Source organism: Mycobacterium sp. SP-6446 (assembly GCF_001954045.1).
Lineage (GTDB): Bacteria > Actinomycetota > Actinomycetes > Mycobacteriales > Mycobacteriaceae > Mycobacterium.
This window is the reverse complement of sequence record NZ_MBEM01000181.1, coordinates 36,798-50,754: the sequence shown is the minus strand read 5'-3', so window position 1 is coordinate 50,754 and position 13,957 is coordinate 36,798. Positions and strand designations below refer to the sequence as shown.

Genomic DNA, 13,957 nt, shown 5'->3' with positions numbered 1-13,957 from the left:
CGCACAGGCCTAACCACAACACGAGTGTCAAGGATCAACCGACACAGAAACGTCAACCATCAACCGACACTGAACAGGGGCACCGAGAGTGGCGTGACCTGGGCTGTTGCTCGACATTTTTGGCTTCGGGTGATGGCCTGTCCCTCCCTATCCGACGAACGCCTTGGCTATGCTTCGCAGGATGAGCGGCGACGCGGCCTCCCCCAACGCCCCGGTAGCCCTGGTAACGCTGGAAATCCGTCACCCGGCAACGGATTCCCCCACCGAATCGTCGAGCAAAGAACTGAAAAACCTGCTCTTCGAATACCTGCCGATCGAACGCCAGGGCCAGGACATGGCGTGGGCGATGGGTGCCGGTGGCAGTCCGACTCCGACCGCGGAGCGCTTCGCGCGCTACGTCAACCGCGACAACACGCTCGCCGCCTCGTTGAAAACCCAGGCACTCGTCGTGGAGACGACCGCTTACACCGACTTCGACTCGTTGGTCGACGTCACGATGCGGGTCATCGACGCCCGCTCACAGGTCTCGTCGATCGTGGGAGTGGAACGCATCGGTCTGCGGTATGTCCTAGAGGCCCGCGTCCCGGTGGGCGCGGATGGTCGCATCGACTGGGCCAGCGGGATCGCCGCGCCGCTGCTGGGGCCCCAGCAGGTCGCACCCGGCGGCCTGACACTGACCGAGTGGCAAGGTGCGGCGGTCTATCGCGAGGCACAACCGGGCAAGTCGATCATCGTGCGCTACGGCCCGGGTTTGGGTCAGGCGCTTGATCCGAACTACCACCTGCGCCGGACGATACCGGTCCAGCCCGGACCGTTTTTCCTGCTGGACATCGACAGCTTCTGGACAGCCGTCGGCTCGATTCCCGAATACGACCGGGAAACGGTGCTCGAGACATTCCGCAGCCTGTACGAACCGGCCCGCGCCGTGTTTCAGGAAATGCTCATCGGCCGCCCACCGGACGACTCGCTTCGTTCGTAGGGCTCAGCGCGCGAGCACCGCGCGGGTGTAGGTCACGTCGGCGAACGCCGTCGCGACGTCGTCGTCGGGGTAGGTGAAACCGTTGGCCGCGTGCAACTCCGCGACCGTGCGGGTCGAGGTCTGCCAGCCCCGCTCGTTCAGATGGTCGACGATGTGGCTGCGCGAACCGTGATAGACGAGATCGTTGAAGTCGATTTCGAACCCCAGTTCACTCATCCGGTCATGGTGCGCGCGCCACCGCTCGTCGGCGAAAATCGCTGTGTCGGGCACGAATTCAAATGCGAGCCGACTGCCCGGGGCGCTCAGCGCGGTGACGTTGTCGAACAGCGCATCCTGCGCCGCGTCCGGCAAATACAGCAGCAATCCTTCGGCACTCCACGCCGCGGGGGCCTGCGGGTCGAAGCCCGCCTGCTGCAGCGCGGCGGCCCAGTCGTCGCGCAGATCGATGGCCACGGTGCGCCGCTCGGCGCTCGGCTCGGCGCCCAGATCGCCGAGCGTCAGGGTCTTGAACTCGATCACCTCGGGCATGTCGACCTCGTAGACCACCGTGCCCGCCGGCCACGGCAGCCGGTAGGCGCGCGCGTCGAGACCCGCCGCCAGGATCACCGCCTGGCCAACGCCACCCCGCGCGGCATCGAGAAAGAATTGGTCGTAGAACCGGGTGCGGCAAGCCATCCCCCGAGCCATGCGCTGTGGATCGAATTCGGAATCTCCGCCGACCGGAATCTGGCCGTTGACCAATCGGACGTAGACATCGATTCCGACAGCGCGCACCAACGGGGCCGCGTACGGGTCATCGATGTACTTCGCGTCGGAAGACAGCGCCCGCTGGGCGGCGACCATGGTGGCCGTCGCCCCGACGCTGGTCGCAAGATCCCAGCGATCACTATCGGCGCGCGCCATGTGTTCCCTCATCCCGACCGAAAAATATAGACAGTCTAGTTAGTATCACAGGCCGATTCCCGGGGCCCTCGCGACTACCCTCCGAGCTGTGACCGACTTCGCCCAGCGCACGATCGACCTGGCCCGCCAAAACGTCGCCGAGGGCGGCCGGCCCTTCGCGACGGTGATCGTCCAGGACGGCCAGGTTCTCGCCGAGAGCGCCAACAAGGTGGCGCAGACCAATGACCCGACCGCCCATGCGGAAATCCTGGCCATCCGGGAGGCGTGCATGAAGCTGGGCACCGAGCACCTCGTCGACGCCACCATCTATGTGATGGCCCACCCGTGCCCGATGTGCCTGGGCTCGCTGTACTACTGCTCTCCCAAAGAAGTCGTCTTCCTGATCACCCGCGAGTCGTACGAGCGCTACTACCTCGACGACCGCAAGTACTTCGAGGTCTCGTCCTTCTACGACGAATTCGCCAAGAGCTGGGACCAACGGCGCCTGCCGATGCGCTACGAACCCCGGGACGACGCTGTGGACGTGTACCGATTGTGGAGCGAGCGCAACGGCGGGCGGCGCCAATTCAATGTCCCTTCGGCCTGAGCCGGCACACTGTCTTTCCCGCTACTATCTGCGTATGCATGCAGATAATGGCGAAGGCCGGTTGCCTGACGACCAGGCCAGCCTGGTGGTTGAGGTCTTCCGGATGCTGGCCGACGCCACTCGCGTGCAGGTGCTCTGGTCGCTGACGCATCGCGAGATGTCGGTCAACGAGCTCGCCGAGCATGTGGCCAAGCCTGCGCCGTCGGTTTCCCAGCACCTCGCAAAGCTGCGGATGGCGCGTCTCGTACGCACCCGCCGGGACGGCACCACCATCTTCTACAGCCTGGAGAACGACCACGTCCGACAGCTCGTCATCGATGCCGTCTTCAACGCCGAGCACGCCGGTCCAGGGGTCCCCCGTCATCACCGCGGCGACGGTGGCCTGAAGGCAGTCGCCGAATCGCCGTCAGGTCAGGAGACCTTGGGGCAGTAGTGCTTTGGGTTGCCGCGCTCGTCCAACGGCGGCAGGTTACGCGCGGGGGTCTGCACCAACGGCGTGTCGGATGGGATTCTCCCCGCGGCACGGTCCCACCCGGCGCGCGCCCGCGGGTGCTTTCGGAATCGGCTTGGCACGAAGGCGAATACGAGACGAACGACGTCGCCGAAGCGGCGGTGCAGCCATTCATCGCGCCGCGACCAGCGGTAGCCCATCAGCTCACGCACTGGCGGATCGTAAAGTCCGACGGTGAGCCAGACGAAGAACGGCGAAAGCAATTTGCGTTGCGCGGCCCACAGCCAATCCGGAACCCATTGGGCGAAGGGAGGTTTGGGTAGCGCGGTCAGATCGAGCACGGCACGTGCCGCCTCGTTGTTCTCCAATACGTTGCGGCACATGTGGTCCCAGTAGTTCTGGAATTCCTCCCAGGACGCCGGCACCGGTCGCATGCTCATGCCGTACATCCGATACCAGTCGATGTGTTCGTCGAACAGCTGGCGCTTTTGCGCCTCGGTCAGGCCGCCACAAAACCGCTCGGCCACATGAATAGTGCCGACAAAGAAGGTGGCGTGCGCCCAGTAGAAGACATCGGGGTTCAACGCGTGGTAGCGGCGGCCCCGATCGTCGACGCCCTTGATGGCGGTGTGGTAATCGCGGACCTCGCCGCCGGTGACCGGGGCACGTTCCCCGTCGAAAACCACGCCGCCGATCGGGTACAACGACCGCAGCAGCCGGGGCCACCGTTCCCGGAAGAACGTCGAGTGATCGATGACGGCCGCGCCGAGCTGCGGGTGCATGTTTTGCATCGATCCCGCCCACGGCCCCTGCAGCATGCCGCGCCAATCCCCGAAGTACCGCCAGGTCAAAGATTCAGGTCCGAGGGGAATGGGCGGCGCGTCGTAGCCGAGCGGCGAGACCGGACACCCGCCGGCCACCCCAGCCGACTCGCTAGGGGCTGCGGCGCTGGTCAGCGGGCACGCCGCGGACGTATGTTGAGTCACGGTTGGATTCCCTGCTAGCTATCCGAGATTCTGACTACATGCGTTGTCAGTTTTCAGCTTAGGAGCGAGGTGGAGCCCAGTCAACGACGGGGCCGTTGGACCGGCGTCCCTCTGGAGAGTCGCCTGGCCCTGCGCCGCGACAACCTCATCGACGCCGGCGTGCAGTTGCTGGGCAGCGAGCGCGGGCCCGCGCTGACCGTCCGTGCGGTGTGCCGCAAGGCCGCGCTCACCGAGCGCTATTTCTACGAAAGCTTTTCCGACCGTGACGAATTCGTGCGCGCGGTCTACGACGACGTGTGCACGAGGGCGATGAGCACACTTACGTCGGCGAAGACTCCCAGGGAAGCCGTCGAGCAGTTCGTCGAGCTGATGGTCGACGATCCTGTCCGCGGGCGCGTGTTGCTGCTGGCGCCGGCCGTGGAGCCGGTGCTGACCCGGTCGGGCGCGGAGTGGATGCCCAACTTCATCGAACTGCTGCAACGCAAACTGTCCCGAATCGGCGATCCCGTGTTGCAGAAAATGATCGCGACCAGCCTGGTCGGCGGCCTGTCGAGCCTGTTCACCGCGTACCTGAACGGGCAGCTTGGGGCCACCCGGAAGGAATTCATCGACTACTGCGTCAGCATGTTGTTCAACACCGCGGCCCCCTTTGTCCCCACGCCTGAGCTGGGGAAATCCGAGTAGGGATTGTCACCGGGCGCGGATGGAACCGTGACCTGACGTGCGGCGAGGCAACTTGATGCTACTGAAGTACACAGATATATTGACTGCTACCAACCGACACAGATAACTGGAGGCACCATGTCAGCCGAGCTGACCGACCTACAGCTGTTGCAGGAACTTGAACCGGCCGTCGAGAAATACCTGAACCGGCACGAAAGCAAGCACAAAGACTGGAACCCGCACGACTACATCCCGTGGTCGGACGGCAAGAACTTCTATGCACTCGGCGGGCAGGACTGGCACCCCGAGCAGAGCAAGCTCTCCGACGTCGCCCAGGTGGCGATGGTGCAGAACCTGATGACCGAGGACAACCTGCCCTCATATCACCGCGAGATCGCGATGAACTTCGGCTTGGACGGCGCCTGGGGCCAATGGGTCAACCGGTGGACCGCCGAGGAGAACCGGCACGGGATTGCGCTGCGCGACTACCTCGTGGTGACCCGCGCGGTTGACCCCATCGAGCTGGAGAAGCTGCGAATGGAGGTGGTGAACCGCGGTTTCAGCCCGGGCCAGAACCAACAGATTCGCGAAGATCTATTCGCCGAGAGCCTCTTCGATTCCATCACCTACGTCACCTTCCAGGAGCTGGCGACCCGGATTTCGCACCGCAACACCGGTAAGGCCTGCAACGAGACCATCGCCGACCAGCTGCTGGCCAAGATCTCGGCCGACGAGAACCTGCACATGATCTTCTACCGCGACGTCACCGAGGCCGGGTTTGAGATCGCGCCCAATCAGGTGATGAAGTCGCTGCACAAGGTGCTGCGCAACTTCCAGATGCCCGGCTACCAGGTGCCCGAGTTCCGGCGCAAGGCCGTCATGATCGCCGTCGGCGGCGTGTACGACCCGCGCATCCACCTCGACGAGGTCGTCATGCCGGTGCTGAGGAAATGGCGGATCTTCGAGCGCGAGGATTTCACCGGTGAAGCCGCCGCGTTGCGCGACGATCTCGCCCTGCTGATCAAGGAACTCGAGACGACCTGCGACAAGTTCGAGGTGTCCAAGCAGCGCCAGCTCGATCGGGAAGCCCGCACCGGCAAGAAGACGACCGCGTATGAGCTGCACCAGACCGCGGGCACCCTGACCATGAGCCGGCGGTAACCAAGCGGTGCGCATCGGTTCCATCGCGGTCGCCAGCCCGGTGGTGCTGGCGCCGATGGCGGGTGTGACCAACGTCGCATTCCGGACGTTGTGTCGCGAGTTGGAGCGGTCGAAGGCCGGCACCGTCAGCGGGCTGTACGTCTGCGAAATGGTGACGGCGCGGGCGCTCGTCGAGCGCCACCCCGTCACGATGCACATGACGACGTTCTCCCCCGACGAGTCGCCGCGCTCGCTGCAGCTCTACACCGTCGACCCCGCCACCACTTATGCGGCTGCCAAAATGATCGCCGACGAAGGCCTGGCCGACCACATCGACATGAACTTCGGTTGCCCGGTGCCCAAGGTGACCAAGCGCGGCGGCGGAGCGGCGCTGCCCTTCAAGCGGCGGCTGTTCGGCCAGATCGTCGCCGCGGCCGTACGCGCCACCGAGGGCACCGCGATCCCGGTGACCGTCAAGTTCCGCATCGGCATCGACGACGACCACCACACCCACCTGGATGCCGGTCGCATCGCCGAAGCCGAGGGCGCGGCGGCGGTCGCGCTGCACGCCCGCACGGCGGCGCAACGCTACTCCGGCACCGCGGATTGGGAACAGATCGCGCTGCTCAAGCAGGAGGTCACGACCATCCCGGTGCTCGGCAACGGCGACATCTACGACGCCAGCGACGCGCTGGCAATGATGGCCAGCACCGGATGCGACGGCGTGGTCATCGGTCGCGGCTGCCTCGGCCGGCCCTGGCTTTTCGCCGAACTGTCGGCCGCGTTCACGGGCAGCCCCGCGCCCGTCCCGCCCACGCTGGGCGAGGTCGCCGACATCGTCCGCCGGCACGGGCAGCTGCTGGCCGCGCACTTCGGCGAAGACAAGGGCATGCGCGACATCCGCAAGCACATCGCCTGGTACCTGCACGGCTTTCCCGCCGGATCGGAGCTGCGCCGCGCGCTGGCGATGGTCAGCACGCTGACCGAACTCGACTCCCTGCTAGACCGGTTGGACGGCACCGTCGCTTTCCCGGACGCGGCGACCGGGCCCCGGGGCCGGCAGGGTTCACCCGCCCGGGTGGCCCTGCCCGAGGGGTGGCTGACCGACCCGGACGACTGCACCGTGCCGGCCGGAGCGGACGTCATGCATTCCGGCGGCTGAATCCCGCGCACTCTTGAAATCGCGTCCCGCGGGATAACTCAGTACGATGTGGGCTTTGTTGCATTGCGCTCTGCGGCGGATCGGGTTACCCGGTTGACGCGCGCACACGGACACCACTGACGTCCGCATCAGGGATTCGGAGGCCGGTAGGACATGGGTGACGGCGAGTACGACGCCACTCCCGGCCGTCGGCGCGCGTCCAGCGCCGGCCCGCTACCGACCCTTCGTCCCGCGCCGTGGGAACGGTTCTCCGAGCCGGAGCTCAACGAAGCCGCCCACCGATGGCAGCCCGAGCCTTCGCTCATCGAGTCCGCGGCGCCTGGCATCAGGCCCCCCGTCGAGCCCGAAGCCGGTGACGAGGAGCCCGCCGGCTGCCACACCTCCGGCGGAGTCAGCGTCGCCGACCTGATCGCCAAAGTGGGTGGCCCGGCCGGCAGGCGACCCAGCCACCACCACTTCGCCCCGGACACCGCCGAGCCGGAAATACCTAACGCTTTGCAGGTCACCCAGGTCATCGACACCCCCGCCTACTCGCTCGACGTCGTCTCCGAACTCGCCGACCTCGATGAGCCCTACGACCCGCCCATCGATGAGTCCGACAACGCCGCCGAGGCGCCGTTGCGGAAAGCCAAATCGCGGCGGCGGCCGCTGCTGCTCGCCGGGCGCTCACTGACGGCCTTGTTCGCCGTCCTTGCGCTGGTTCTCACCGGCGGGGCGTGGCAGTGGAGCACATCGAAGAACAGCCGCCTCAACACGATCAGCGCGCTCGACCCGGACTCGGGCGACATTCGCGACCCCGGTGGACAGTACGGCGACGAAAACTTCTTGATCGTCGGGGTTGATTCACGCGCCGGGGACAACGCCAACATGGGCGCCGGCGACACCGACGCCGCCGACGGAGCACGGTCGGACACGGTGATGCTCGTCAACATCCCGGCGAACCGCAAACGCGTCGTGGCGGTGTCGTTCCCCCGCGACCTGGCGATCACCCCGATGCAATGTGAGGCCTGGAATCCCAACACGGCCAAGTACGGACCCCTCTTCGACGCGAAGACCAAGACGTGGGGTCCCAAGATGATCTACACCGAGACCAAGCTGAACTCGGCGTTCGCCTTCGGCGGTCCCAAGTGTCTGGTGAAGGAAATTCAGAAGCTGTCCGGCTTGAACATCAACCGTTTCATCGCCGTCGACTTTTCCGGTTTCGCGCGGATGGTCGATGCCCTTGGGGGTGTCGAGGTGTGCTCCACCACGCCGCTGCACGACTATGAACTGGGCACGGTCTTGGAACACAGCGGACGTCAAGTCCTCGACGGCCCAACGGCGTTGAACTACGTGCGGGCGCGTCAGGTCACCACCGAGACCAACGGTGACTACGGCCGGATCAAACGCCAGCAGTTGTTCTTGTCGTCGCTACTGCGTGCGTTGATCTCTGAGGACACGTTGCTCGATCTCAACAAGCTCAACAACGTCGTCAACATGGTGATCGGTGACACGTACGTCGACAACGTCCAGACCAAGGACCTGGTCCAGCTGGGTCAGTCGTTGCAGGGCATGGCGGCCGGACACATGACGTTTGTCACCGTTCCGACCGGCGTCACGGACCAGAATGGCGACGAGCCGCCGCGCATGGCCGATATGCGGGCGCTTTTCGATGCGATCATCAACGACGATCCGCTGCCGGAGGAAAACGACCAGAACGCAAGGAATTTGGGGACTTCCCAAACTTCGGGCCCGACGACCGCGCCCACCACCAAGAAGACGACACCCCCGAGCGCCGCTCCGGAGGCGCAACGCCAGCAGGTCACGGCGGCCTCCCCGCAAGACGTCACGGTGCGGGTGTCCAACGCGACCGCGCGGACCGGTCTTGCCGCGACCGCCACCACCCAGCTCAAGCGGGATGGCTTCAATGTGATGACGCCGGATGATTACCCGAGTTCGGTGAACGCGACGACGGTGTTGTTCTCGCCCGGCAACGAACAGGCCGCGGCCGCGGTGGCGTCGTCATTCGCCAACGCAAAGGTTCAGCGGGTTTCCGGCTACGGGCAGGTCGTCCAGGTGGTACTCGGCCCCGACTTCAACTCGGTGAGCACTCCGGCACCCAGCGGTTCGCCGATCAGCATGCAGATAGAACGCGGTTCCGGCAGCGCACCGACCAAGCTGCCCGACGACCTGAGCGTCACCAACGCCGCCGACACCACCTGCGGTTAACCGTTTCTCGCGTCGGTCAACCGCCTTTTTCGGCCTCGAGAACGTAGTCTTGAGGACATGCGGACCGCCTACCATGAGCAGCTCGCGGAATTGTCCGAGCGGCTCGGCGAGATGTGCGGGCTGGCCGGGATCGCCATGGAGCGGGCAACGCAGGCCCTACTGCAGGCCGACCTTGTGCTGGCCGAGCAGGTGATCTCCGACCACGAAAAGATCGCCAGGCTCAGCGCGCACGCCGAGGAGAGCGCCTTCGTGCTGCTGGCGTTGCAGGCCCCGGTCGCCGGTGACCTGAGATCTATCGTGAGCGCGATTCAGATGGTGGCCGACATCGACCGGATGGGCGCGCTGGCCTTACACGTCGCCAAGATCACCCGTCGGCGCCACCCCCAGCACGCTCTGCCCGAAGAGGTCAATGGTTACTTCGCCGAAATGGGCAGAGTCGCAGTCGAATTGGGCAATAGCGCCCAAGAGGTGGTGTTGTCCCGCGACCCGGAGAAGGCGGCCCGGATCCGCGAAGAAGACGACGCCATGGACGACCTGCACCGGCACCTGTTCTCGGTGCTGATGGACCGGGAATGGAAGTACGGCGTGGCCGCCGCCGTCGACGTGACGTTGCTGGGCCGGTTCTACGAACGCTTCGCCGACCACGCGGTCGAAGTGGCCAGGCGCGTCATCTTCCAGGCGACCGGCAGATTCCCCGAGGACGACGCGGCGTCCGCCGCACATCACCCGAAGCGGCCGGAGATGTAGTCCTCGGTGGCTTTCTGAGTGGGGTTGGAGAAGATTTTCTCGGTGTCGTCGATCTCGATCAGCCGGCCGGGCTTTCCTACGGCTTCCAAGTTGAAAAACGCCGTCTGATCGCTCACCCGGGCGGCCTGCTGCATGTTGTGCGTGACGATGACGATCGTGTAGTCCTGCTTCAACTCACTGATCAGGTCTTCGATAGCCATCGTCGAGATCGGGTCCAGCGAGGAGCACGGCTCATCCATCAGCAACACGTCGGGTTGGACGGCGATGGCCCGCGCGATGCACAAGCGCTGCTGCTGGCCACCGGACAACCCGCCGCCCGGCCGATCCATCCGGTCCTTGACCTCGTCCCACAGGTTCGCGCCGCGCAGTGAATACTCGGCGGTCTCGTCGAGCAGCTTGCGATTGCGTACACCCTGCAGCTTCAGGCCGGCCACCACGTTGTCCCGAATCGACATGGCGGGGAATGGGTTTGGCCGCTGGAACACCATCCCGATCGCGCGGCGAACCCCCACCGGGTCGATATTCGCGGCATAGATGTTTTCGTCGTCGAGCAGCACGCTGCCCTCGACCCGGGCGCCAGGGATCACCTCATGCATGCGGTTGAGCGTGCGCAGCACGGTGGTCTTGCCGCAGCCGGACGGCCCGATGAAGGCGGTGACGCTGCGGGGCAGGATCGACAACGACACGTCCGAGACCGCGTGAAAGGTCCCGTAGTAGATGTTGACGTCTTTCAGGTCCAATCGCTTGGCCACTAACAACTCCTGCCTACGGCCCGATACCCGCGATCATCAGAATGAGGGTTAACTCGGCACCCCACAACCGGGCCGACGAGTGACGCCGGAAAGGGCGCGGCGACAAGCACACCCGAACCCGTCGGGTGAGTTGTTGTCACTGTGATCCCGTCACAGCTCGCGCTCCTTAAGCCCATGGCCTACTGCAGTGCGTCGATCGCGGCGACCAATCGCTCCTTGACTTTATCGGGCAGCGGAACATAGCCGGCCGCCGAGAGCCCGGCCTGACCGTCATTGGCGGCCACGGTGAGGAACGACTTGATCGCCCGGGCGGTGTCGGGATCGTAGCCCTTCGAGCACACGATTTCGTAGGTGGCCAGCACCAGCGGGTAGGCGTGCGCGTCTTTCGCGTCGTACATCGGATTCAGGTCCAGCACCAGGTCGTTGCCGTCGGTCACGAAGCCGGCCGCGTTGACGGCGTTGCGTGCCGTGTCGGCGCTCAGCGCCACCACGCCGTTGCCGGTGTCGATCCGGGCGTACGGCAGGTGGACCTGATCGGCGAAGCGCTTCTCGACGTATCCGATGGCGCCCGGCGTGGCCAGGACCGCCTGAGTCACGCCACCCGACTTCGAGGCACCTCTGCCGACACCGCCCTGGAAGTCCGTGCCGACGCCCCTAGTCCAGCTCTGCGGCGCGGTGGCCGTCAGATATTTCTGCACGTTGTCGGTGGTTCCCGACGAATCCGACCGATAGATCGGTGTGATCTTGGTGTCCGGCAGCGCGACGCCCGGATTGAGTGCTGCGAGTATCGGGTCGTTCCAGGCCGAAATTCTGCCGCTGAAGATTCGCGCCAGCGCGTCGCTACTGAGGACCAGCCCGCCGATGCCCGGCAGGTTGTAGACCAGCGCAACCGGCCCGAACACCAACGGCAGATCCCACGCCGGGTTTCCGGCGCAACGCTTGGCGGCCGGGCCGATTTGATCGGCGACCAGCGGGGAGTCGGCTCCGGCGAAGTCGACGTGTCCGGCGATGAACTGCTCTCGACCGGCGCCCGAGCCGGTCGGGTTGTAGGCCACGCGCTTGCCCGGGCAGGACCGGCCCCACACCTGGCTGAACAACTCCATCGCGTGCTGCTGGGCGGTCGAGCCTTCCGCGGTCAGCCCGTCCTTGCCGGCGCACCCCGCCGTGCCGGCCGGTCCCGGCGTGGCCGCCGACGCGCCCCGGTTGCCGTCGCTGCCGCAGCCCGCCAGGGCCCCGCCACCGACCAGCATCGTCAACATCGCGGCCGCCAGCGTCCTCCCCACCCTGTCGAGCCTCACCGATCTCGCTTTCTCGCGCATCGCGGATGCTTGTGGCGCCAGCGGCCACTCCCCCAAGGGAAGTTTGCCAAGTCACCGCGAAGGTATGCGTCGAGGGCACCCATACGAGTGGCGAGCGCGTGAACGTGCAGTGAATTGTCCGGAGCCCGCGCGGCGTGTACCTGCGCCTCCGGTCAGCCGGCGCGCGGCGCGTAGGCGGTGTCGACGCTGTAGGTGGTGAAACCGGAGCGCTCGTAGGTCCGCACCGCCGCGAGGTTGTCCGACTCCACGTACAGCATCACCGTTGGTTCGGCCGAGTCGGCGAGCCGGCGCGCCAGCGATTCGATACCGATGGCCGTCAACAGCTGCCCCAGGCCGCGGCCCTGCGCGGACGGGTCGACACCCAGGACGTACACCTCGCCCAGACCCGGCTGGTCGACGTGCACTTTGGTCCAGTGGAAGCCCAGCAGCCTGCCCGCCTGCTCACTCGCGGCGTCGGCGAACGCCAGGAACAGGCCCGACGGGTCGAACCAGGGTTCGCTGCGCCGCTCCGCCAGCTCGACCTCGGTCCAGCCACCCTGCTCGGGATGTTCGACGAACGCGGCGTTGTTGACCCGCAGCAACTCGGCGTCGTCGCCGGCGCCCGCGTAGGTGCGCACCTTGACCCCCGGCACGGGGGCCACGGTGTCGGGCACATCGCGTAGCGAGCGCCGCATTTGGACGAGTTCGCGGACGGGGACCAAACCCAGCGCCGAAGCGGTGGCCTGCGCGGGCTCGAGGGTGCCGTGTGCCCAAAACTGGTTGCGCCCTGCGGTTTTGGCCAGCGCCGCGCGTGCCAGCGCCGCGCCGATTCCGCGCCGGCGGGCCTGCGGATGCACAACCAGCTCGGCCATCCCCGCGCCGCTATCGCGTGGCGGGCTGAGGTTGAGGTAGCCGAGGATCGCGGCGCCGGTGTCCGGACCGGTTACCAGCAGGTGGTCGGTGCGATCGTGGCCGAGATCTCGCAGCACCTGTTCGCCGACGGGTGCGACACCGTCGAATTCGGTTGCCGCCGAGACAAGTTCGCGCACGCCGTGCTGCTCGTCGGGGGTCAGGGCGGAGCGCCATTCGGGCTCGCGGTCCGACGACGTCACTGAGTGTGTAGCGGGTCGCCCAGCGGGTTCCCCAGGCCGTCTGTGTCGGGCTGGGCCTCTTCGGTCTCCTCGGGTTCGGCAACCGGCGCCCGCCCGCGCGCCGGCCGGACGGCCTTGTAACCCACGTTGCGAACCGTGCCGATCAACGCCTCATACTCGGGGCCGAGTTTGGCCCGCAGTCGCCGCACGTGCACATCGACGGTCCGGGTGCCACCGAAGAAGTCGTAGCCCCACACCTCGTGCAGCAGTTGTGCCCGGGTGAACACCCGGCCGGCGTGCTGGGCCAGGTACTTCAGCAACTCGAACTCTTTGTAGGTCAGATCAAGGGGACGCCCGCGCAATCGCGCGGTATAGGTGCCTTCGTCGATCACCAGCTCGCCGAGGCTGACCTTGCCGGCGCTTTCCTGGTCGGCCAGCCCGCCGCGGCGGCCGATGACCAGTCGCAGTCTGGCGTCGATCTCGGCCGGCCCGGTGCTGGGCAGCAGGATTTCGTCCAACCCCCAGTCGGCGCTGACCGCCACCAGGCCGCCCTCGCTGACGACCGCCAGGACCGGGACCGACCGGCCGGCCGTGCTCAGCAAACGGCACAGGCCGCGCGCCGACGACAGGTCCGTGCGCGCGTCGACGAGCACGGCGTCCGCGGTTCCGGCCTCCAACAATGAGGACGGTTCTGGCGGCGCCGTCCGGACGGTATGCGGCAGCAGCGACAACGACGGCAGGACCGGGTCGGGATGCAGCTCCGAGGTCAGCAGTAAAAGCTCCAACAAGCCCCTCCAGCTCGTGGGAAAGGCATCTCCCAAATCGGTAACGCAACGCGGCGTTAGTGGCCAGGACATCTAACGATAACGTGCAACCAGGCAGTTGGCCCGGCGACGAAGCCCTTCGGAGCGGAGTGTGACGAAGCGCTCTGGCCGCAGCGTGAGCGGTCACGCCCGGCGCCGTGCGCGGGCCGCCGATGGACAGGCCACAA

General features: G+C 66.2%; 14 protein-coding genes. 8 read left to right on the top strand and 6 right to left on the bottom strand.

What is annotated here, in order from left to right; translation table 11 throughout:
• Positions 1-169 precede the first annotated feature (169 nt).
• Positions 170-979 (top strand): TIGR04255 family protein, encoded by an 810-nt coding sequence (locus A5736_RS16580; RefSeq protein WP_076247407.1) that lies wholly within the window; start codon positions 170-172, stop codon positions 977-979.
• 3 nt (positions 980-982) lie between these two features.
• On the opposite strand, the gene A5736_RS16575 is transcribed toward A5736_RS16580, so the two are convergent.
• Positions 983-1,882: an SAM-dependent methyltransferase gene (locus tag A5736_RS16575; RefSeq protein WP_076247406.1), complete on the bottom strand. Its 900-nt coding sequence runs from the start codon at positions 1,880-1,882 to the stop codon at positions 983-985.
• An 88-nt stretch (positions 1,883-1,970) separates the two neighbouring features.
• Here A5736_RS16575 and A5736_RS16570 point away from each other — a divergent pair, with 88 nt between their 5' ends.
• Both A5736_RS16570 and A5736_RS16565 read left to right on the top strand, forming a co-directional pair.
• On the top strand, positions 1,971-2,468 hold the full coding sequence (locus A5736_RS16570; protein WP_076122612.1) for a nucleoside deaminase: 498 nt from the start codon (positions 1,971-1,973) through the stop codon (positions 2,466-2,468).
• 34 nt (positions 2,469-2,502) lie between these two features.
• Positions 2,503-2,901, top strand: a complete 399-nt coding sequence (locus A5736_RS16565; protein ID WP_076247404.1) for a metalloregulator ArsR/SmtB family transcription factor — start codon at positions 2,503-2,505, stop codon at positions 2,899-2,901.
• Here the strand turns inward: A5736_RS16565 and A5736_RS16560 are convergent.
• Positions 2,880-3,905 carry an oxygenase MpaB family protein gene (locus tag A5736_RS16560; protein WP_076247403.1) on the bottom strand — a complete coding sequence of 342 codons (1,026 nt, stop codon included), beginning with the start codon at positions 3,903-3,905 and terminating at the stop codon, positions 2,880-2,882. The genes A5736_RS16565 and A5736_RS16560 overlap by 22 nt on opposite strands.
• A 69-nt stretch (positions 3,906-3,974) precedes the next feature.
• Here A5736_RS16560 and A5736_RS16555 point away from each other — a divergent pair, with 69 nt between their 5' ends.
• The 5 genes from A5736_RS16555 to phoU all read left to right on the top strand — a co-directional run bounded on the left by A5736_RS16555 (position 3,975) and on the right by phoU (position 9,825).
• Complete coding sequence (locus A5736_RS16555) at positions 3,975-4,589, top strand: TetR/AcrR family transcriptional regulator (protein WP_139333365.1); 615 nt, start codon at positions 3,975-3,977, stop codon at positions 4,587-4,589.
• A gap of 117 nt (positions 4,590-4,706) precedes the next feature.
• The gene (locus A5736_RS16550) at positions 4,707-5,729 is read left to right on the top strand and encodes an acyl-ACP desaturase (protein ID WP_076122615.1); all 1,023 of its coding nucleotides are present in this window, start codon (positions 4,707-4,709) and stop codon (positions 5,727-5,729) included.
• A 7-nt stretch (positions 5,730-5,736) separates the two neighbouring features.
• Complete coding sequence (dusB, locus tag A5736_RS16545; RefSeq protein ID WP_076247401.1) at positions 5,737-6,870, top strand: tRNA dihydrouridine synthase DusB; 1,134 nt, start codon at positions 5,737-5,739, stop codon at positions 6,868-6,870.
• Between the two features lie 153 nt (positions 6,871-7,023).
• Complete coding sequence (locus A5736_RS16540; RefSeq protein ID WP_076122617.1) at positions 7,024-9,078, top strand: LCP family protein; 2,055 nt, start codon at positions 7,024-7,026, stop codon at positions 9,076-9,078.
• Between the two features lie 57 nt (positions 9,079-9,135).
• Positions 9,136-9,825, top strand: coding sequence for a phosphate signaling complex protein PhoU (gene phoU / locus A5736_RS16535; RefSeq protein ID WP_076247399.1), 690 nt, complete (start codon positions 9,136-9,138; stop codon positions 9,823-9,825).
• On the opposite strand, the gene pstB is transcribed toward phoU, so the two are convergent.
• From pstB to A5736_RS16515, 4 genes are all read right to left on the bottom strand, one after another.
• Positions 9,801-10,577: a phosphate ABC transporter ATP-binding protein PstB gene (gene pstB / locus A5736_RS16530; protein ID WP_076122619.1), complete on the bottom strand. Its 777-nt coding sequence runs from the start codon at positions 10,575-10,577 to the stop codon at positions 9,801-9,803. The two genes, phoU and pstB, sit on opposite strands and share 25 nt — an antisense overlap.
• A 179-nt stretch (positions 10,578-10,756) precedes the next feature.
• On the bottom strand, positions 10,757-11,875 hold the full coding sequence (gene pstS / locus A5736_RS16525) for a phosphate ABC transporter substrate-binding protein PstS (RefSeq protein WP_083667504.1): 1,119 nt from the start codon (positions 11,873-11,875) through the stop codon (positions 10,757-10,759).
• Positions 11,876-12,048: 173 nt separating this feature from the next.
• The gene (gene mshD, locus A5736_RS16520; RefSeq protein ID WP_076247396.1) at positions 12,049-12,987 is read right to left on the bottom strand and encodes a mycothiol synthase; all 939 of its coding nucleotides are present in this window, start codon (positions 12,985-12,987) and stop codon (positions 12,049-12,051) included.
• Positions 12,984-13,754 (bottom strand): response regulator transcription factor, encoded by a 771-nt coding sequence (locus A5736_RS16515; RefSeq protein ID WP_139333364.1) that lies wholly within the window; start codon positions 13,752-13,754, stop codon positions 12,984-12,986. The genes mshD and A5736_RS16515 overlap by 4 nt, the downstream gene beginning before the upstream one ends.
• Between the last annotated feature and the right edge of the window lie 203 nt (positions 13,755-13,957).

Excerpts from the sequence above, each read along its gene's own strand:
- A5736_RS16550 (WP_076122615.1), top strand. The coding sequence starts at position 4,707 with ATGTCAGCCGAGCTGACCGACCTACAGCTGTTGCAGGAACTTGAACCG.
- A5736_RS16540 (WP_076122617.1), top strand. The coding sequence starts at position 7,024 with ATGGGTGACGGCGAGTACGACGCCACTCCCGGCCGTCGGCGCGCGTCC.
- A5736_RS16575 (WP_076247406.1), bottom strand. The coding sequence starts at position 1,882 with ATGGCGCGCGCCGATAGTGATCGCTGGGATCTTGCGACCAGCGTCGGG.
- A5736_RS16565 (WP_076247404.1), top strand. The coding sequence starts at position 2,503 with ATGCATGCAGATAATGGCGAAGGCCGGTTGCCTGACGACCAGGCCAGC.
- A5736_RS16580 (WP_076247407.1), top strand. The coding sequence starts at position 170 with ATGCTTCGCAGGATGAGCGGCGACGCGGCCTCCCCCAACGCCCCGGTA.
- phoU (WP_076247399.1), top strand. The coding sequence starts at position 9,136 with ATGCGGACCGCCTACCATGAGCAGCTCGCGGAATTGTCCGAGCGGCTC.